The organism is Novosphingobium sp. PC22D (genome assembly GCF_002556635.1).
Taxonomy (GTDB): domain Bacteria; phylum Pseudomonadota; class Alphaproteobacteria; order Sphingomonadales; family Sphingomonadaceae; genus Novosphingobium.
This window is the reverse complement of the sequence record NZ_MWMO01000014.1, coordinates 79,917-99,336: the sequence shown is the minus strand read 5'-3', so window position 1 is coordinate 99,336 and position 19,420 is coordinate 79,917. Positions and strand designations below refer to the sequence as shown.

The window sequence follows — 19,420 nt, the reverse complement described above, 5'->3', positions numbered from 1 at the left end:
AGCCGCGCAAACGAGCAAGCGGAGTTCGTCCAGATCCATGCCCCTGTCCCGCGCGCACTTCCTGGCGAGGCGCTGCTGCGAATTCGTGGCGGGCGTCATGCGCGATCGCGCGGGCAACACGCTCATGATCGTTGCCGCCGCGCTGGCGCCGATGCTCGCGCTCGTGGGCGGCGGGGTCGACATGGGGCGCACCTATCTCGCCGAGAGCCGGCTGCAGCAGGCCTGCGATTCCGGCGTGCTCGCCGCGCGCAAGCGGGTCGGTTCGGCCGTGGCCAGCGACGGCATGCTTCCGACCGATGCCAATTCCGCCGGGATGCGTTTCTTCAATCTCAATTTCCGCTCGGGCGCCTACGGCAGCCGCGACCGCAGCTTCAGCATGTCGCTCGAGAGCGACTACGCGGTCAGCGGCGTCGCCACGGTCGAAATGCCGACCACGATCATGCGCGTCTTCGGCCAGAGCCATATCGCTCTGCGGGTCGCCTGCGAGGCGCGACTGAATTTCTCCAACACCGACATCATGATGGTGCTCGACACCACCGGTTCGATGAACCAGACCAATTCCGGCGACAGCGCTCCGAAGATCTCGATCCTGCGCGAAGTGGTGAAGGACTTCCACAAGGAACTCGACGCCGCCAAGGCGCCGGGCACGCGTATCCGTTACGGCTTCGTACCCTATTCGACGAACGTCAACGTGGGCGGCCTGCTCAAGCGCGAATGGCTCGTGGACTCCTGGGAGTACGAAGGGCGCAAGTCGATCGAGACGAGCAACACGGTCACGGTCCCCAAGTATACCTGGACTTACACTCACGTCAGCGGCTCGCAGGCCGCGATGATCCAGACGACCGGGCCGGCTTGTCCCGCTTCGACGGCGCAATGGAACCAGTCCAACGTGCAGACCGCCCCTGATGGCACGCAATCGGGGCGGACCACCGTCACCGGCACGAGCATCAGTTGCAGCTATGGCGACGGCAACTATGTGATCGACGGCACGATCTACGACAACTACGTCTACGACTGGACCAAGACGCCGGCCGGAAGCGAGCAGCAGTCAGTCTATTCCTGGCAGTACAAGAGCGTGAAGGTCGACCTCAGCTCGCTTGCATCGGACGGCGGATCAATCTCGGTGCCGATGGCGGGCAATCCCCAGCCCCTGCCCGACCCGCTGGTGGCGAATTACAAGGGCTGCATCGAGGAGCGCGACACCTACGAGATCACCGATTTCTCGAATGTCGACCTGTCAAAGGCGCTCGACCTCGACATCGACCTCGTGCCGAGCGCGGACAAGAAAACCCAGTGGCGACCGATGCTGCACCAGATCTCGTTCGTCCGCGCGGTAAAGTCCAACGGCACGGGGCAGTTTCACAGGACTCCGATCCAATATTCGGGAAATTACCTCAAGGCCGAAGACTTCGGCCTGTCCGCCTGCCCGAGCCCGGCGCGCAAGCTGGAGGAAATGACCGAGACCGAAATCGCCAGCTATGTCGACGGCCTCAAGGTCGAAGGCAGCACCTACCACGACATCGGCATGATCTGGGGCGGACGGCTGCTTTCGCCCACCGGCCTGTTCGCCGCCGAGAACGCCGATCTCGATTCGGCTCCGACCCGGCGCCACCTCATCTTCCTCACCGACGGCGAGACCGCACCGCTCGATCTGTCCTATGCGACATACGGCATCGAGCCTCTCAGCCGGCGACGCTGGAGCCCGTCCAGCCCGCTGACGCTCACGCAGACGGTCGAGAACCGCTTTTCGTTCGCTTGCAAGGAAGTGCGCAAGCGGAACATCACGGTGTGGGTGATCGGCTTCGGCACTACGATGACCAGCATGCTCAAGAACTGCGCGGGCGACGGGCACTGGTTCCAGGCCGACGATGCGGACGATCTCAACGCCGCCTTCAGCGCCATCGCCCGCGCCATGGGTGACCTGAGGATCTCGAAATGATGGTCCAGCCGGCCCAACGCCTCGGGCGTGATACGCGCGGCGTGAGCGCGGTCGAGTTTGCGCTCGTCGCGCCAGTGCTGCTGATGATCCTCATGGGGATCTTCGACATGTCCTACAACATGTACACCAACGCGCTGCTCGAAGGCTCGGTGCAGCAGACCGCGCGTGATTCGACGATCGAGGGTGCCGGCACCAAGTCCGCCGAACTCGATGCCGAGGTGTCGCGATCCGTCCAGAACCTGGTTCCGAACGCCACCCTCGAATTCCGCCGCACCGCCTACAGCTCGTTCAGCGACGTGGGCGAGCCCGAGGATTTCGACGACGTCAACGGCAGCGGCGCATGCGACGACGGGGAGGTCTTCGAGGATGCCAACGGTAATGGTCAGTGGGACGCCGATCGCGGCCGCGCCGGCCAGGGCGCGGCGCGCGACGCCGTGCTTTACGAGGTGACGATCACTTATCCGCGGCCATTTCCCGTGGCAGAACTGCTCGGATTCGCGTCGACGTCGCACATGGTCGCGCGCACCGTGCTGCGCAATCAGCCCTATGGCGGACTCGAAGCCGAACCATCGGTGGGGAACTGCGCGTGATGCGGATCGGCAGGCTGCTGCGCGCGCTGCGCCGCGACACCGGGGGCCTGGCCATGCTCGAGACGGCGCTGGTAATCCCGTTCTTCCTCCTCGCGGGACTGTGGGGCGTCGAACTGGCGAACTACACGGTCGTCACCATGCGGATCAACCAGCTCGCGATCCACATCTCGGACAACGCCTCGCGGATCGGCGAATCCTCTGTGCTCGAAAACAAGAAGATCTTCGAATCCGACATCAACGACCTGCTCCTCGGATCGAGCATCCAGGCAGGGCGCCGCCTGCCGATCTACGATCGCGGGCGCGTGATCGTCTCGAGCCTCGAAGCGGTGCCCGGCACCACCACCGGCGAGCAGTACATTCACTGGCAGCGGTGCATGGGCACCAAGCACCAGGGCTCGCGCTACGGGCGCGTCGGCGACGTCTTGCCCGTCGGGATGGGCCCGAGCGGGCAAGAGGTCTTCGCCGACGAAGGCGACGCGGTGATCTTCGTGGAGATCGCCTACGACTACGACCCGCTCGTCTCGAACCAGTTCATCGGCGAGGACACGATCCACGCGATCGCCTCCTTCACCGTCCGCGCCAACCGCGATCTTTCGCGGATCTACCAGCGTGACCCGCGCAGGCCCGACACGGTTGCGCGGTGTTCGCGCTATACCAACGACTTCGCCGACGCGGCGTGAGCCCAGGCCGCGGCTCCGGCTCAGTCGCGGTAGCAGACCTTCTTCACCGCCGCTATGACTCGGTCCTTGTCGACGATCGCGGCCTTTTCGAGATTGGCCGCGTAAGGCAACGGCACGTCCTCGTCGCAGACCCGCAGGACGGGCGCATCGAGATCGTCGAAGCCATCCTGCATGCAGATCGCGATGATCTCCGAGGCGATCGAGCAGACCGGGAAACCCTCCTCGACCACGACCACGCGGTTGGTCTTCGCCAGGCTTTCGAGCACGGCGGCCTTGTCGAGCGGACGCAGCGTGCGCAAGTCGATGACTTCGGCCTCGATGCCCTCCCCGGCCAGCGTCTCGGCCGCATCGAGCGCGATGCCGACGCCGATCGAGTAGCTGACGATGGTCACGTCGTTCCCCTCGCGCACGGTGCGCGCCTTGCCGATCGGCAGGACGTGATCGTCGAGTTCGGGCAATTCGAACGAGCGGCCGTAGACCAGTTCGTTCTCGAGGAAGACCACGGGGTCCTCCGAGCGGATCGCCGCCTTGAGCAGGCCCTTGGCGTCCGAGGAATCGTACGGCGCGATCACCACCAGGCCCGGCACGCTCGCGTACCACGGGCCGTAGTTCTGCGAGTGCTGCGCGCCCACGCGCGCCGCCGCGCCGTTGGGGCCGCGGAACACGACCGGGCAACGCATCTGGCCACCCGACATGTAGTTCGTCTTGGCCGCCGAGTTGATGATGTGGTCGATCGCCTGCATCGCGAAGTTGAAGGTCATGAACTCGACGATCGGGCGCAGGCCGCCCATGGCGGCGCCGGTGCCGATGCCGGCGAAGCCGTACTCGGTGATCGGCGTATCGATCACACGCTTGGGCCCGAACTCGTCGAGCAGCCCTTGCGTGACCTTGTAGGCGCCCTGGTATTCGGCGACTTCCTCGCCCATCACGAAGACACGCTCGTCGCGGCGCATTTCCTCGGCCATGGCGTCGCGCAGAGCCTCGCGCACCGTCACGCTCTTCATATTGGTGCCCGCGGGAACCTCGGGCTGCTTCGGCGCGGTCTCGGCGGAAAGCTGCGCGGTTCCGCTGGCCGAGGGCTCCTTCCTGGGCGCCTCTGATTCCTCGGCTTTCTGCTCGACTTCGGGCGCCTCGGCCTTTTGCGTCTTCTCCGCGACCGCCGAGACGTCTTCATCCTCGCCGGCGAGCACCGCGATCACAGTGCCGACCTTCACGCCCTCAGTGCCTTCGGCGACGACGATCTTGCCGATCGTGCCTTCGTCGACCGCTTCGAATTCCATCGTCGCCTTGTCGGTCTCGATCTCGGCGAGGATATCGCCCGAGGTGACTTCGTCGCCTTCCTTGACGAGCCATTTCGCGAGCTTGCCCTCTTCCATCGTCGGTGAGAGGGCGGGCATTTTCAGTTCGATCGCCATCAGTAGCGCTCCACCAGGACGTCGGTGTAGAGTTCGGACGCGTCGGGCTCGGGCGAGCTTTCGGCGAAGTCGGCCGCCTCGGTGACGGTCGCGCGCACGCGCTTGTCGAGCTCCTTCAGGCTCGCCTCGCTCACGCCCATTTCGATCAGCTCCGCCTTGGCGTGTTCGATCGGATCGCGCTTCTCGCGCACGCCCTGCACTTCCTCGCGGGTACGATACTTGGCCGGGTCGGACATCGAATGGCCGCGATAGCGATAGGTGTTGAGTTCCATGAGCACCGGGCCGTTGTCGCCGCGCACGAACTCGATGGCGATCTCGGCGGCGCGACGCACTTCGAGCACGTCCATGCCGTTCACGTCCATGCCCGGAATGCGGAACGCGGTGCCGCGCCGGTAGAAGTGCGTCTCGGCCGAACCGCGCTTGATCGAGGTGCCCATCGCGTACTGGTTGTTCTCGATCACGAAGATGATCGGCAGCTTCCACAGGCTGGCCATGTTGAAGGCCTCGTAGACCTGACCCTGGTTCGAGGCGCCGTCGCCGAAGTAGGCCAGTGTCACGCCGCCGTCTTCGCGGTACTTGTGCGCGAAGGCCAACCCGGTGCCGAGCGGCACTTGCGCGCCGACGATGCCGTGACCGCCGTAGAACCCATGCTCGACGCTGAACATGTGCATCGAACCGCCCTTGCCCTTGGAGATGCCCGAGTGGCGGCCGGTCAGCTCGGCCATGATCACCTTCGGATCGAGCCCGTAAGCGAGCATGTGGCCGTGGTCACGATAGCCGGTGATGACCGAATCGAGCCCGCTCTTGAGCGCCGACTGGAGCCCGACCGCGACGGCTTCCTGGCCGATGTAGAGGTGGCAGAACCCGCCGATCAGGCCGAGACCGTAGAGCTGGCCAGCGCGCTCCTCGAAACGACGGATGAGCAGCATCTGCTCGTAGAAGTGGAGAAGCTCTTCCTTGCTGGCCTTGTATCGCCGATCAGCCTCGAGAGCCTTCTGAAGGTTTCGCAGCGCGAAATCCTCGTCATCGATGGACAATGCGGTCGGTACGTCGCTCTTGGCGGCTTTCGGCAATGGCGCTCCCCTCTGGTCGCTTGGAATGCTGGCAGGCCATATAGGCGCTAGCGCCGCCGCACGGAAGCGTCGCGAAGGCAAAACTGCGAGTTTGGCCAGCGCGCGATGACCGCTCAGCGGAGAAGCATGACCATTTCATCGGGATGCGCGACGTTCAGCTCGCTGCGCAGCAGTTCGCCGGCGAGATCGGCATCGGCATGCTTCGGGTCGAGCAGGTCGACGCGATTGCGCAGACGATCGCGTTCCTGCGAGAGCGCGGCGACCTGCTGCTCACGCTGTTCGAGCATACGGCGCTGTTCGCCCAGCGCGATCAGGCCGCTCGGTCCGGCGATCGCCACACCGCCCAGGAACAGCAGGCAGACGAGCGCGACGCCCTGCTTAACCGTTTCCCTCGCCAGTTTAGGTTCGTGCCGCATAACGCCCATGAACTATCTTGAATCACAGCTAAATCTGCGTTGCAAGAAAAATGCGATAGCGTTTCACGCGCCGATTGCACATGCGCCCGTCTCGCCATTGCGACGAACCGTGCCAGCGAGCTGTGGACAAGTGGGTCCGGACCATCTCCCGCAGTACCGGTTCGGCCGCATTCCCGGGTCGGCCGAATGTCCCGAGTAAGGCTTTATTCATGATAGCGGTTTATCCGGCCGAAAGCGAAATCGCTGACATTTAAGGGACTCTTTGATCATGGTTGCGCCCAGCGCCCAAGAACAATACTTGCTCGAACTGATCAACGACGCGCGGCTCGATCCGCTTGGAAACGCCGCCCGCTACATCGCATCCTACGATCCGCTCTCGATAGAGGACAGCGCGATCCGCAACGCCTTTCGCGCTTTCGGGGTCGATGCGAACGCGCTGCTCGCCCAGTACGAAGCGCTGAACCCGGCCGCGCCGCTCGCCTGGAACGAGGCGCTCGGCGATGCCGCCGAATATCACAACGCCGCGATGATCCGCGCCGACCAGCAGGCGCACCAGCTCCCCAACGAGCCGGGGTTCGGCCAGCGGCTCACCGACGCGGGCTATCCCTACCGCTCGGCGGGCGAAAACATCTACGCATTCGCCGATAGTCTTCTCTACGGCCACGCCGGGTTCATGGTCGACTGGGGCTATGACGACGAGGACGTCGTCGATGGCCGCGTCGACAGCGACTACGACGAGATCGGCGACGGCATCCAGGACCCCGCCGGCCACCGCCAGAACATCATGTCGGGCGGCTTCACCGAAGTCGGCATCGCGGTCACCCGCGAGACGGATTCGCGCACCGACGTCGGCGAATACGTGATCACGCAGGATTTCGGCAATCGCGGCTATACCTTCGTGACGGGCGTCGCCTACTCCGACCTCGACGATGACGGGTTCTATTCGGTCGGCGAGGGCCGGGGCGACCTGGTCGTCTCGATTGGCAGTTCCTCGGTCACGACGTACGCCTCCGGCGGATATTCGCTTCAATCCGGCACCGGCGCGAAGGCGATCGTGCTCTCGGGCGCGGGGCTTTCCTCGCAAGTGACCGTCAACACGACGATCTCAGAGAACCTCAAGCTCGACGTCGTCGACGGCAACACCCTGCTCACTTCGGGCTCGATCGCGGTCGACGGGTTCGAGGGCGCGATCAAGGCGCTCGGAATCGAAGGCCTGACGCTTTCGGCCGGCGCGGGCAGCCAGACCTTCGAAGGCACCTCTGGCAGCGACAGGTTCGACGGCGGCGCGGGCACCGACGTCGCGATCTTTTCGGGCGCGCACGGCCTCTACACGGTCACCATGACCGGCACGACGCTCACGGTATCGAGCAGCGCGGACGGCACCGATACGCTGGAGGACATCGAGACGCTGCGCTTTGCCGACGGCGATTATCACTGGAGCGCCGCGTCGGCCGCGCTGGTCGCGGGCGCCGGGAGCGAGGCGGACGACGGATCGAATCCGGATGACGGAGGCGCGCCGGGAAGCGATGATGGATCGGACACCGGCGACGACGGGTCCGACCCGGGCAACGGCGGCTCCGACGCGGGCGATGACGGGTCCGACACGGGCGGTGATGGCTCCGGCACAGGTGGCGATGGCTCCGACACGGGCGGCGACGATGCCGGGTCTGGTGACGTCTTCTTGCCTGGCACGGTCCCGGGTTCGCCCGCGGTCTATGCGGACGAGCCGGGCTTCTCGCTCATCGGCGAGGACGGCTACACCGCGATGATCGGCGGCACCGGCAAGATCTTCGGCACGCCGGACCACCAGGATATCACCCTGTTCGACGTTGCCGGCGAAATCACCTTCGACCCCTCGTTCAACCGTGGCGGCGACGTGATCCGCTTCACGCGCGACGCTTCGCACTATGCGGTCAAGCTCGTCGGATCGAGCGTCGTCATTTCCGACGGCGATTCCGAAGTGGCGATCCCGATCGGACCGGTGGCCAATATTCTCGGTTTCGCCGACGGCACACGCGAACTGGTCTACGATGTCGACGCGGGCGTGGTGCTGATCGGCACGCAAGCGGTAACGAGCTCGCTGCTCGTGATCGACACACCGGCCCAGACCGTCACGTTCGAAGGAACGATCGATCCGCAGGCCGAAGGCACGCTGACGCTCGCGGCGGGCGCCGAAGTGGCCACCAGCGGCGACGTTTCGGTCTTCGGCACTAAGGCGGGCGCGGAAGACATCAGCCATTCCCATGGCGACCTCGAGTTCGATCCCTCGTTCAACCAGGGCGGCGATACGCTGCACCTGCTCGAGGGGCCCGAAGCGTTCTCGGCCTATCTCGACGGCTCCACGGTGGTGCTGTTTTCCGACAGTGTCGAGGCGAGCATCCCGATCGGGCCGGTGGGCATGGACATCGACTTCGGCGGCATCACGCTCGAATTACGGATCGACACCGATACCGGCAGCGCGATGATCGGCGACCGCACGATCTCGGGCACGAGCGAGGTCACGGCCACAGCGCTCGACGGTACCGGAGCGGGCGATGGGGGCGTTCCGGTCTCGGGCGACATCGCACTCGAAAGCTATGGCGCCAACACCGTTTCGACGCTCGAACTCGATCCCGACGCGGCGCTCGACATTACCTACGATGCCAACGGCTCGACCGACGTGGTGCTGGTCAATTTCGACGCTGATGATCGTATCATCGTCGACAACGCCGACGCGTCGAAGTTCTCGTACGGGAGCTATGCCGAGGGCAGCGACGGCGTGAGCAACGACTTGCGGATCACGTTCAACAACGGTTCCAACTTTGCGCAGATCGTGCTCGAGGACGTCGTCCAGCCGAGCGACGCGATCTACAGCGAACAGACCGCCGAAGCCGCGGCGGGCTGGAACTTCATCACCTTCGCATGACGCGTCGCCCCGGCGCATTGTCCACGAGAACGATGCGCCGGGGCGTTCGAGCTTGCGCCCTTTTACCCCGTCACCCCGACAGCTAGCCCAGATACGGACCGTCACGAACGACGCCACCCGGGAGACTTCGCATGCCTGATCCGTCGTATCTGCCGCTGCCCGTCACGGTGGAGGAGATCACGCCAGAGTGGGTGAGCGCGGCGCTGCGGACGCGGGCCGAAGGCGCGGCGGTCGAGGGCATCGAAGTGGTCGACGCCGTCTTCACCACCTGCAGCAAGATCAGGCTCAGGCTCGATCGCAACCCGGCCGCGATCGCGGCGGGCATCCCCGAACTGGTCATCGTCAAGGGCGGGTTCGAGGAGCACGGCCGGCGCTACTACCAGATGCACGAGCGCGAAGTGCGCGGCTATCGCGACGTCTATCCCCACGTGCCCCTGCCCCATCCGCGCTGCTTCTTCGCCGAGACCGACGAAGAGCGGCGGCAGGGGATCATCATCATGGAAGACCTCGTCGCCAAGGGCGTCGAGTTCTGCCACGCCACCAAACCGCAGAGCTTCGAGCAGATGGCCCGGCGGCTGACCGTGCTCGCGCGCTTCCACGCCGGAACCTGGGAGAGCGACGCGATCCGCCCCGGCGGCCGGTTCGGCGATTTCTTCGATTTCTTCGAAGTGATGCAGCACTTCTTCGACGAGAAATCCTCGCCCGAGAACTGGGCGCGCTTCTGCGACCTCCCGCGCGGGGTGGCGACGTCGTGGCGCTTCCGCGATCGCGACTGGATGGTCGAGTGCTGGCCGAAGATGATGGCCTACGGCAAACGACAGGCGCAGTGCCTGCTTCACGGCGACACCCACCTCGGCAATCTCTATATCGAGCCCGACGGCACGCCCGGTTTCCTCGACACGCTCGCGAGCATCGGCGCTGGCATGCTCGAGGTTTCCTACCACGTCTCCGCCTCGGTCGACGTCGCAGATCGGCAAGCCTGGGAAGGCGAACTCGTCAGGCTTTATCTCGCCGAACTCGAGCGTAACGGCGTTGCCCCGCCGGCATTCGAGGACGCGATGCACCAGTATGCGGTGTTCCTGCTCTACGGGCACTTCATATGGATGACGACCGAATCGCGCTACCAGCCCGAAACCGTCAACACCGCGAACATGCTGCGCGTTTGCGCGGCGATGCTCGATCACGATACGATCGGCAAGTTCGAAGCCTTGTGAGCGGCTCCTAGGTAAAGACCCTAGGGCCGTCGACAGGCCCGCTTAGCCGCTCCTGCTAACGCCATCGTAATCTACCCGGCCTAACCCGTGGCGCAAGGCAGGAGGAACCGTTGAAGCACCAGTCGATCAAGGCGCACGATGAAGCGGTTTCGCCGCGTTCGCCGCGTGTCGGCGTGGCGCTGATCTGCGAGGTGCGGCAGGGCACCCGGCCCTGGAAGCGCGCGCGCCTCGACGACCTCTCGCCGGCCGGCTTCCGCATAGCGAGCCTGCCGGACGCGCGGCCAGAAGTGCCGCTACGCGTGCGCATTCCCGGCCTGCAGTTGCTGAGCGCACAGATCCGCTGGGTTCGCGACGGCGCGGTCGGCTGCGAGTTCGCCGAGCCGCTTCACGTCGCGGTCTTCGAGCACATCGTGCGCGCCTCGCGCGCGGGCTGAACCGCGCGGCAGGGACGCCGGGCGCCCCCGCCCCTCGCCTCACATGTGCAGCACGCGCCCGTAGGCGGCGAGCACCGATTCGTGCATCATTTCCGAGAGCGTCGGGTGCGGGAACACGGTGTCCATCAGCTCGGCCTCGGTGGTCTCGAGCGTCTTGCCCACGACATAGCCCTGGATCAGCTCGGTCACTTCCGCGCCGATCATGTGCGCGCCAAGCAGTTCGCCGGTCTTGGCGTCGAAAACGGTCTTGATGAAACCCTCGGGCTCGCCGAGTGCGATCGCCTTGCCGTTGCCGATGAAGGGGAAGTTGCCGACCTTGATCTCGTAGCCCGCCTCCTTGGCCTTGGCTTCGGTGAGGCCGACCGAGGCGATCTGCGGATGGCAGTAGGTGCAGCCCGGAATGTTGGCCTTGTCGAGCGCGTGCGGGTGGACCTCCTTGTTGCCCATTTCCTGCGCGATCGCCTCGGCAGCGGTGACGCCCTCGTGGCTTGCCTTGTGCGCCAGCCAGGGCCCGTCGACGCAGTCGCCGATCGCCCACACGCCCTTGACGTTGGTGCGGCCATAGCCGTCGGTCTTGATGTGGAAGCGCTTGTCGGGCTCGATGTTGAGATCTTCCAGGCCGATGTTCTCGACGTTGGGAACGATGCCGATCGCGACGATGACGTGGCTGAACTCGGTGGTTTCTTCCTTGCCGTCCTTGTCCTTGATCGAAACCTTCACGCCCTTGCCGTCCGGCTTGATGTCGCCGACGCTGGCCTTGGTCATGATCGTCATGCCCTGCTTCTTCAGCGCCTTTTCGAGGAACGCCGAGACCTCCGCGTCCTCGACCGGGACGATGCGGTCCATCATCTCGACCACGGTGACGTCCGCGCCCATGTCGTTGTAGAAGCTCGCGAACTCGATGCCGATCGCGCCCGAGCCGATCACCAGCAGCTTTTTCGGCATTTCCTTGGGCGTCATCGCGTGGCGATAGGTCCAGATGCGCTCGCCGTCGGCCTTGGCCTTGGGCAGGTCGCGCGCGCGCGCGCCGACCGCGATGATGATGTGCTTGGCTTCGAGCTCGCTGGTCTTGCCCTCGGAGTCGGTGACGGTCATCTTGCCCGGCGCGGTGAGCTTGCCGGTGCCCATGTGCACCGCGATCTTGTTCTTCTTCATCAGTCCCGTGACGCCGCGGTTGAGCTGGGCCGCGACCCCGCGCGAACGCTTCACCACCGCCTCGAGATCGGCCTCGATTTCCTTGGCCTTGAGTCCGTAGTCCTTGGCGTGCTGCATGTAGTGCATGATCTCGGCCGAGCGCAGCAGCGCCTTGGTCGGGATGCAGCCCCAGTTGAGGCAGATGCCGCCGAGCAGCTCGCGCTCGACGATCGCGGTCTTGAGCCCGAGCTGGGCGCAGCGGATCGCCGAAACGTAGCCGCCGGGGCCCGAGCCGAGGACGATGACGTCGTAGGAATCTGCCACTGATTAACTCTCCTGCTGAATTACGCGGGACTGGCCCGCATCGTCGATCGCGACGAACGTGAACGTCGCCTCGGTTACCTTGACTGCTTCGTCTTCCGTCCTGTGCCGCCGCCAGGCCTCGACGCCGATGGTCATCGACGTGCGGCCGAGCCTGACCATCTCGGCATAGACCGAGACTTCGTCGCCGACGCCGACCGGAAGGTGGAACGTCATCCCGTCGAGCGCGACGGTGACCGCACGCCCGCGCGAATGACGCGCGGCCATCAGCCCCGCGCCCGAATCCATCAGGCTGAGCAGCCAGCCGCCGAAGATGTCGCCATAGGCATTGGTGTCGGCGGGCATCGCGGTCACGCGGATCACCGGATCGCGCTTCGCATCCTCGAGGCTGCCGACGCTCATCTCAGGCCACCCGCATCGCCGCGTCGACCGGGCAAGGCCGGTCCTGCGCGTCGAGCACGACGAACGTGAAGCTGCCGTTGGCGACCTCGGTCTGCGCCTCGCTCGCCCGCGCGCGGCCGAACCCGCGCGTGCGCACCTCGATCGAGGTCCGCCCGGTCCGCGTCACTTCGGCATAGACGTTGAGCTCGTCGCCCACCTGCATCACTCCCGGGAAGCCGAAATCGGTGGCCCCGACGACCACCGCCTTGAGGCCCGTGCGCCGTGTTACCAGCGAACTCGCGCCCAGCGCGAGCTGGCACATCAACCAGCCTCCGAACACGCCGCCATAGGGATTGAGGTCGGTCGGCATCGCCGTGACGCGGATCACCAGTTCGCCGCCGACCGTTTCCATCGTCAGGCGACCATCCCCAGCGGGCTTTCGACGTATTCCCGGAATGCGGCCATCAGGCGCGCGCCATCGGCGCCGTCGACCGCGCGGTGATCGAAGCTGCCGGTGGCGCTCATCACCGTGGCGACGCCGAGCGACCCGTCGGGCATGACCCAGGGCCGCTTCTCGCCCGCGCCGATCGCGACGATCGTCGACTGCGGCGGATTGATCACCGCGGTGAACTGCTTGATCCCCATCATACCCATGTTCGAGATCGAGGCGGTGCCGCCCTGGTATTCCTCGGGCTTGAGCTTGCCGTCCTTGGCGCGCTGGCCGAGGTCCTTGGTCGCCCTGGCGATTTCGGAGAACGACTTGCCGTTGGCGTCCTGGACGATCGGGGTGATGAGCCCGCCGGGGATCGAGACCGCGACCGAGATGTCGGCCCGCGCATACTTGATCATCTCGTTACCCGCGAAAGTCACGTTGCATTCGGGCACGTCGATCAGCGCCTTGCCGAGCGCCTTTACCAGCATGTCGTTGACCGAGACCTTCACGCCCTGCTTTTCGAGCGCGGCGTTGAGTTCGGCGCGCATCGCCATGAGCTTGTCGAGCCGGATGTCGACGGTGAGGTAAATGTGCGGCGCCTGCTGCATCGACTGAGCCAGCCGCTTGGCGATCGTCTTGCGCATGCCCGAAAGCGAGACGACCTCGTGCGGGATGCGATCGTCGAGCAGCGCGCGGGTGTCGGCGGCCATCTCGACGGTCGCGGGCTTTTCGGCCGCGCCGCTGGCGGCGACCGGCGCGGACGCGGGCTTGGCCTTGGCGGTGCCTGCCTTCGCGGCCTCGATATCGGCCTTGACGATCCGCCCGTGCGGGCCGCTGCCCGAGACGGCTTCGAGGTCGACGCCTTTCTCGGCGGCGAGGCGCTTGGCGAGCGGTGAGGCCAGGATACGTCCCTCCTGGGTTTGCTTGGAAGCAGGCGCGGGAGCCGGTTCCGCCTTTGGCGCCTCCGCGTTCGGAGCCTGAGCCTTTGGAGCTTCTGCTTCGGGCGCCTCGCTCCTGGCCGCTTCCGGCTTGGGCTCCGGAGCCTTCGCGGCAGGCGCCTCGATCTCCGATGCATCCTCGCCTTCGCCGGCGAGCAGCGCGATCACCGTGCCGACCTTCACGCCTTCGGTACCCTCGGAAACGGTGATCTTACCGATCGTGCCCTCGTCGACGGCTTCGAATTCCATGGTCGCCTTGTCGGTTTCGATTTCGGCCATGATGTCGCCGGAAGAGACTTCGTCGCCTTCCTTGACGAGCCATTTCGCGAGCTTGCCCTCCTCCATCGTTGGGGAAAGCGCGGGCATCTTGATCTCGATGGGCATGATCGGTTCGGAATCCCTCTTGGCCGGCATTGCGATGCTGGGTCAGGGCTCATTTGGACAATTCGACCGCCCGGGGCAAGCACCCAGCTAAGACCGCCTCGTCGCTGGTCCCTTGCGTCGCCATTCGATAGCCGCGATATAGCGCGCTCAAAGGGAGGGGTGGCAATGCGCGTCTATCTGGTCATCGTCGACGATACGGAGGAAGCGCTCGTCGCCCTGCGTTTCGCCGCGCGCCGCGCCGCCAAGACCGACGGCACCGTCCATCTGCTCTCGCTCGTTCCGCCGCAGCCGTTCAATGCCTTCGGAGGCGTCCAGGCGACGATCGAGGAAGAAGCGCGCTCCCGTGCCGAGACGCTTGCTACCGCCGCCGCCGGCAACCTGCTTTCGCAAGGCGGAAAGATGCCGCTCATCTCGGTGCGCATGGGCGAGGACGTGAAGATCGTGCGTGAATATCTCGCCGAGCATCCCGAAGTCTCCGCGCTGGTGCTCGGCGCGGCGAAGGAAGGCGGCCCCGGTCCGCTCGTCTCGCACTTCACCAGCGCGGCGTCTTCGAAGATGCCCTGCCCGGTCTTCGTCATCCCAGGCCATCTCGGCGCCGAGGATCTCGAGCGCCTGGCCGACTGACGCCGGACTGCCGTCCGTGCCGCGCGGTCGGGCCCGACTTCGTCCCTTGCGTATCTGGCTTAGCGCTTGCCCCTGCCCTTGCCCTTGTGGCGAATGTTCGCAGGCCGACCGCGCTTGCCGACCATGTGCCCGCCGCGCTTCTTGAGCGGCAACGGCCGCCCGCGCGGTTCGACCGGGGCGCTGCCGCCTTCCTCCAGCTCGAATTTGAGCGCACCGGTGAGCGGATTGGCCTCGGCGAGCCGCAGCCGCAGGCGGTCGCCGACCGCATACTGCGTGCCGGTCTCCTCGCCCGAGAGCGCTTGCGTGCGCTCATCGTAGTGAAAGCGCTCGCTGCCCAGCGTCGAGACCGGGACCAGCCCGTCACCGCCCAGCCCCAGGATCGTCGCGAAGAAGCCGAATTTCTGCACCCCGGTGATCCGCGTTTCGAACACCTCGCCGACCCGCGCCGAGAGCCACGCCGCGACATAGCGGTCGATCGTATCGCGCTCGGCCTCCATCGCGCGGCGCTCGGCCTTGCTGATGGCGTCGGTAACGCGGCCGAGGTCATCGCGATCGCGATCCGAAAGGCCCGATGTCCTGGGCAGGTCCGCCTTGGGCACGGGCTGTTCGAGCTGATACCCGTCGACCAGCGCGCGGTGCACGAGCAGATCGGCATAGCGCCGGATCGGCGACGTGAAGTGCGCATAGGAGGCGAGCGCGAGGCCGAAGTGTCCGGCGTTGCGCGGTCCGTAGTAGGCCTGCGTCTGGCTGCGCAGGACCGCCTCCATGATCAGCGCCTTCTCGGCATCGTCGGCGACATCCTTGAGCATGCGGTTGAACAGGCCCGGCGTGATCACCTGCCCCATCGCCAGCTTGCGCCCGAACGTGGAGAGATAGTCCTTGAGCGCGATCAGCTTCTCGCGGCTCGGCGGCTCGTGGACGCGGTAGACCACCGGCGCGACCTTGGCCTCGAGCGCCTTTGCCGCCGCGACGTTGGCCGCGATCATGAAGTCCTCGACCACGCGGTGCGCGTCGAGCCGCTCGCGCAAGGCAATCTCGGCGATGCGGCCCTTCTCGTCGAGCACCACGCGCCGCTCGGGCAATTCGAGTTCGAGCGGGTCGCGGTCCTCGCGCGCCTTTTCCAGCAGGCGCCAGCAGTCCCACAAGCGGGTGAGGTGCGTTTCGGCCCGGCCTTCGTCGATCCGCGCCTGCGCATCCTCGTAGGCGATCACCTCGGCGATCCGCACCCGCGCGCGGGTGAACCGCCAGTCGGTAACCTTGCCGAGCGCGTCGATCCGCATGTGGCACGCCATCGCCGCGCGGTCCTCGCCCGCGCGCAGCGAGCACACGTCGGCCGACAGCACTTCGGGCAGCATCGGCACGACGCGATCGGGGAAGTAGACCGAGTTGCCGCGCTTGCGCGCCTCGCGGTCGATCTCACCGCCCGGACGGACGTAGAACGAGACGTCGGCGATGACCACGAGCGCGCGGAAACCGCCCTCGCCGTCGGGCTCGGCCCAGATCGCGTCGTCATGGTCGCGCGCGTCGACCGGGTCGATGGCGACGATCGGCAGGTGGCGCAGGTCCTCGCGGTGCTCCGCGCTCAGAGGCAGTTTCGCGGCGCGTTGCGCCTCGTCGAGCGTTTCCTGAGAGAAGACGTGCGGGATGCCGTGCTTGTGAATGGCGATGAGGCTGAAGGCGCGCGGCGCGAGCGGTTCGCCGAGCACCTCGGTCACCTTCACGCCCGAGCGCGGCGAACGTCCGGCCGGCTCGGCCAGCACGAGTTCGCCTTTCTCGGCCCCACCGAGATCGGCGATCGGCGAGGCGTGGCGGATGCGGCGATCGACCGGCGCGAGCCAGGCCTTGCCCGCGGCGTCGATCTCGACGACGCCGAGCACCTGCTCCTCGCGCACGGCGAGCTTCTTCATCGGGTAGGCGCGCCAGCCCGTGTTCGATTCCTCGGTGCGCGCCAGCACCCGGTCGCCCTTGCTCAGCGCGCCGCCCCTGCCCTTCTTCTCGATCAGGCGGATGCGCGGCGGAGGCGTCGCGTCGTCGGGCTGCCAGGTATCGGGCACCGCGATCGCGTCGCCCTCGTCAACATCGACGACGCGCAGCACCGTCACCTTGGGCACGCCGCCCATGCGATGATAGGCGGTGCGCTTGCCGTCGATCAGCCCCTCTTCGGCCATGTCCTTGAGCAGCGCCTTGAGCTGGATCTTCTCCTGTCCCTTGAGCCCGAAGGCGCGCGCGATCTCGCGCTTTCCGGCGGGGTCCGCGCTGTCGCGGATGAACTCGAGAATCTGCTGCCGGGACGGCAGGCCGGGCTGGGGACGCGTGGGCTTCATCACGACGATCTAGGCCTCGCGCCGCCGAGCCGCAATGGCGCTCGCTGGCGCGGAAGTTATCCTGATGGCCCTGAAAGCCACCCTTTAACGCGAGGCGCGAATTTGCTTAAGAGATGCGATCAAGCTCAGGGAAGACACAGTTGATGAAACGCACTTTGGCCGGTGGTTTGCTTGCCGCAACCACGCTCGCCGCGTCGCCGGCACTCGCCGCGAAGACCGAGGTTCTCGAAACGGCGGGGCCGATCCTCGCCGAAGCGCCCGATGCGCAGACGCTCAACGCCAAGTGCGCGGTCTATCTCGACGAGATCCGCAAGCGGCAAAACGCGCTGGCCGGTGAAACCGGCAAAGCCACGATCGACGGCACGCTCGCGCGGTTTGACGCCATCACCGCCCTGATCGCCGCGGGTTCGGGCGAGTTCGAGCTCTACCACCAGGTCATGGCCGACGAGGAACGGCGCGAGGCGGGCTCGTCGTGCACCGTCGAACTGAGCAAGCTCGCCAGCAAGCTCAGCCTGTCGCGGCCGATCTACGACCGCCTCAAGGCGATCGACGCGAGCGGCGCCGATGCCGAGACCGCGCTCTACCTCAAGAAGACGCTCGGGGATTTCGAGCGCAGCGGCGTCTCGCTCGACGAGGAAGGCCGGGCCAAGGTGCAGCAGATCAACGAGCGCATTTCCGAAGTGGGCACCCAGTTCGAGACGAACATCGCCAACGGCCGCGAAGTCCTGAAGGTGAAGCCCGAGGAACTCGCCGGTCTGCCGAAGGACTTCATTGCCGCGCACCAACCCGGCGAGGATGGACTGGTCGAGATCTCGACCGACTATACCGACTACAAGCCCGTGATGTCCTACGCCGAGAGCGACGACCTGCGTCGCCGCTTCAGCGAGGTCTACAACCGGCGCGCCTATCCCGAGAACGATCCGCTGCTCAAGGAGCTGTTCTCGCTGCGGCAGGAATTGGCCGAGATGCTGGGCCGCGAGAACTACGCCGCGCTCGTGCTCGAGGACAAGATGCTCAATACGCCCGCGAAGGTGCAGGCGCTGATCTCCGAGATGGCGGAGGCGGCCCGACCCGCGGCGCAGCGCGACTATGCCAAGAACCTCGCGGTGCTTCAGGAGCTGAAGCCCGGCGCGACCGACGTGAAGTACTGGCAGACCGGATGGCTCAGCCCCAAGGTCAAGCAGAAGTATTACGACTACGATCCGCAGGAAGCGCGGCGGTACTTCGCCTACGACAACGTGCGCGACGGTATCCTGCGGCTCACCGAAGACCTGTTCGGGGTCGAGATCCGGCCCTGGGACACCCCGGTCTGGGACCCCGAGGTCGAGACTTACGAAATGGTCGAGGACGGCAAGGTCATCGGCCGTTTCTACTTCGATTCCCATCCCCGCCCCGGCAAATACAGCCACGCCAACATGATCCCGCTGCGTCCGGGCGTGGACGGCGCCGCCGCGCCGCTCGGCGCGCTGGTGATGAACCTGCCCAAGGGAGATCACACCACGGGACTGATGGAACACAGCGACGTGGAGACCTTCCTCCACGAGTTCGGCCACATGCTCCATGCCATGTTCGGCGGGACGCACCGCTGGTTCGGGCAATCGGGCGTCGCGACCGAGTGGGATTTCGTCGAGGCCCCCTCGCAGATGCTCGAGAACTGGGTCTACGACTACGATACGCTCGCCAAGTTCGCGGTGGACGAGGACGGCAACACGATCCCGCGCGAATTGGTCGAGAAGATGAACAAGGCGCGTTATTTCAATCTCGGCCTCGGCGACATGGTGCAGCTCGGCTACTCGAACATCTCGCTGCAGTTCCACAAGAACCCCGTGCCCGATGATCTCGGCGCCGCGACGCGCAAGTGGTACGCCGATTATGCGCTGATCGAGATGCCCGACTACGTGCAGATGCAGGATGCGTTCGGCCACCTCAACGGCTATTCGGCGATCTATTACACCTACCGCTGGTCGAAAGTGATCGCCGACGATCTGTTCACCCGCTTCGCGAGCGCAGGGCTGCGCGACACGGCGACCGCGCGCGCCTATCGCGATGCGGTCCTGTCGCAGGGCGGCGCCAAGCCCGCGGCGATACTGGTGCACGACTTCCTCGGGCGCGATGTCACGCTCGACGCCTACAAGGCCGAAATCGCCAAGGACAAGTAGCGCGGGATGGTTCGCGCCGGGGCGAGACCGTCTCGTCCCGGCGCGAACCCGAAGTG

Annotated in this window: 16 protein-coding genes; 8 read left to right on the top strand and 8 right to left on the bottom strand. The window is 65.9% G+C overall.

Annotated elements, in window-relative coordinates; translation table 11 throughout:
- Positions 1 to 37: 37 nt before the first annotated feature.
- The 3 genes from B2G71_RS18260 to B2G71_RS18250 are packed head-to-tail and all read left to right on the top strand — an operon-like array spanning position 38 to position 3,209.
- On the top strand, positions 38 to 1,939 hold the full coding sequence (locus tag B2G71_RS18260; RefSeq protein WP_098108148.1) for a Tad domain-containing protein: 1,902 nt from the start codon (positions 38 to 40) through the stop codon (positions 1,937 to 1,939).
- On the top strand, positions 1,936 to 2,529 hold the full coding sequence (locus tag B2G71_RS18255; protein WP_098108147.1) for a TadE family protein: 594 nt from the start codon (positions 1,936 to 1,938) through the stop codon (positions 2,527 to 2,529). The genes B2G71_RS18260 and B2G71_RS18255 overlap by 4 nt, the downstream gene beginning before the upstream one ends.
- The gene (locus B2G71_RS18250; RefSeq protein WP_098108146.1) at positions 2,529 to 3,209 is read left to right on the top strand and encodes a tight adherence protein TadE; all 681 of its coding nucleotides are present in this window, start codon (positions 2,529 to 2,531) and stop codon (positions 3,207 to 3,209) included. The genes B2G71_RS18255 and B2G71_RS18250 overlap by 1 nt, the downstream gene beginning before the upstream one ends.
- A gap of 20 nt (positions 3,210 to 3,229) precedes the next feature.
- Here the strand turns inward: B2G71_RS18250 and B2G71_RS18245 are convergent, their stop codons facing one another.
- From B2G71_RS18245 to B2G71_RS18235, 3 genes are all read right to left on the bottom strand, one after another.
- Positions 3,230 to 4,624 carry a pyruvate dehydrogenase complex E1 component subunit beta gene (locus tag B2G71_RS18245; RefSeq protein WP_098108145.1) on the bottom strand — a complete coding sequence of 465 codons (1,395 nt, stop codon included), beginning with the start codon at positions 4,622 to 4,624 and terminating at the stop codon, positions 3,230 to 3,232.
- The gene (gene pdhA, locus B2G71_RS18240) at positions 4,624 to 5,697 is read right to left on the bottom strand and encodes a pyruvate dehydrogenase (acetyl-transferring) E1 component subunit alpha (protein ID WP_098108144.1); all 1,074 of its coding nucleotides are present in this window, start codon (positions 5,695 to 5,697) and stop codon (positions 4,624 to 4,626) included. Before pdhA ends, B2G71_RS18245 begins: the two co-directional genes overlap by 1 nt.
- Before the next feature lie 113 nt (positions 5,698 to 5,810).
- Positions 5,811 to 6,122: a septum formation initiator family protein gene (locus tag B2G71_RS18235; protein ID WP_098108143.1), complete on the bottom strand. Its 312-nt coding sequence runs from the start codon at positions 6,120 to 6,122 to the stop codon at positions 5,811 to 5,813.
- 259 nt (positions 6,123 to 6,381) lie between these two features.
- Between B2G71_RS18235 and B2G71_RS18230 the strand changes: the two genes are divergently transcribed.
- From B2G71_RS18230 to B2G71_RS18220, 3 genes are all read left to right on the top strand, one after another.
- Positions 6,382 to 9,018 (top strand): CAP domain-containing protein, encoded by a 2,637-nt coding sequence (locus tag B2G71_RS18230; RefSeq protein ID WP_098108142.1) that lies wholly within the window; start codon positions 6,382 to 6,384, stop codon positions 9,016 to 9,018.
- A gap of 131 nt (positions 9,019 to 9,149) precedes the next feature.
- Complete coding sequence (locus B2G71_RS18225) at positions 9,150 to 10,232, top strand: phosphotransferase (protein WP_098108141.1); 1,083 nt, start codon at positions 9,150 to 9,152, stop codon at positions 10,230 to 10,232.
- A gap of 110 nt (positions 10,233 to 10,342) precedes the next feature.
- Complete coding sequence (locus tag B2G71_RS18220) at positions 10,343 to 10,666, top strand: PilZ domain-containing protein (protein WP_240530218.1); 324 nt, start codon at positions 10,343 to 10,345, stop codon at positions 10,664 to 10,666.
- A 39-nt stretch (positions 10,667 to 10,705) separates the two neighbouring features.
- Here B2G71_RS18220 and lpdA read toward each other — a convergent pair whose 3' ends face one another.
- Genes lpdA through B2G71_RS18200 form a run of 4 tightly spaced genes read right to left on the bottom strand, consistent with a single transcriptional unit; the run spans position 10,706 to position 14,257 of the window.
- On the bottom strand, positions 10,706 to 12,124 hold the full coding sequence (gene lpdA / locus B2G71_RS18215) for a dihydrolipoyl dehydrogenase (protein WP_098108140.1): 1,419 nt from the start codon (positions 12,122 to 12,124) through the stop codon (positions 10,706 to 10,708).
- Between the two features lie 3 nt (positions 12,125 to 12,127).
- On the bottom strand, positions 12,128 to 12,523 hold the full coding sequence (locus B2G71_RS18210) for an acyl-CoA thioesterase (RefSeq protein ID WP_098108139.1): 396 nt from the start codon (positions 12,521 to 12,523) through the stop codon (positions 12,128 to 12,130).
- Position 12,524: 1 nt separating this feature from the next.
- The gene (locus B2G71_RS18205) at positions 12,525 to 12,914 is read right to left on the bottom strand and encodes a hotdog domain-containing protein (protein ID WP_098108138.1); all 390 of its coding nucleotides are present in this window, start codon (positions 12,912 to 12,914) and stop codon (positions 12,525 to 12,527) included.
- A gap of 2 nt (positions 12,915 to 12,916) precedes the next feature.
- On the bottom strand, positions 12,917 to 14,257 hold the full coding sequence (locus tag B2G71_RS18200) for a pyruvate dehydrogenase complex dihydrolipoamide acetyltransferase (protein WP_098108187.1): 1,341 nt from the start codon (positions 14,255 to 14,257) through the stop codon (positions 12,917 to 12,919).
- Between the two features lie 165 nt (positions 14,258 to 14,422).
- Between B2G71_RS18200 and B2G71_RS18195 the strand changes: the two genes are divergently transcribed.
- Positions 14,423 to 14,881 carry a universal stress protein gene (locus tag B2G71_RS18195; protein WP_098108137.1) on the top strand — a complete coding sequence of 153 codons (459 nt, stop codon included), beginning with the start codon at positions 14,423 to 14,425 and terminating at the stop codon, positions 14,879 to 14,881.
- Positions 14,882 to 14,940: 59 nt separating this feature from the next.
- Here the strand turns inward: B2G71_RS18195 and rnr are convergent, their stop codons facing one another.
- Positions 14,941 to 17,205: a ribonuclease R gene (gene rnr / locus B2G71_RS18190; RefSeq protein WP_098108136.1), complete on the bottom strand. Its 2,265-nt coding sequence runs from the start codon at positions 17,203 to 17,205 to the stop codon at positions 14,941 to 14,943.
- Positions 17,206 to 17,348: 143 nt separating this feature from the next.
- On the opposite strand from rnr, the gene B2G71_RS18185 reads away from it, so the two are divergent.
- Complete coding sequence (locus tag B2G71_RS18185) at positions 17,349 to 19,364, top strand: M3 family metallopeptidase (RefSeq protein WP_168176408.1); 2,016 nt, start codon at positions 17,349 to 17,351, stop codon at positions 19,362 to 19,364.
- Positions 19,365 to 19,420 lie beyond the last annotated feature (56 nt).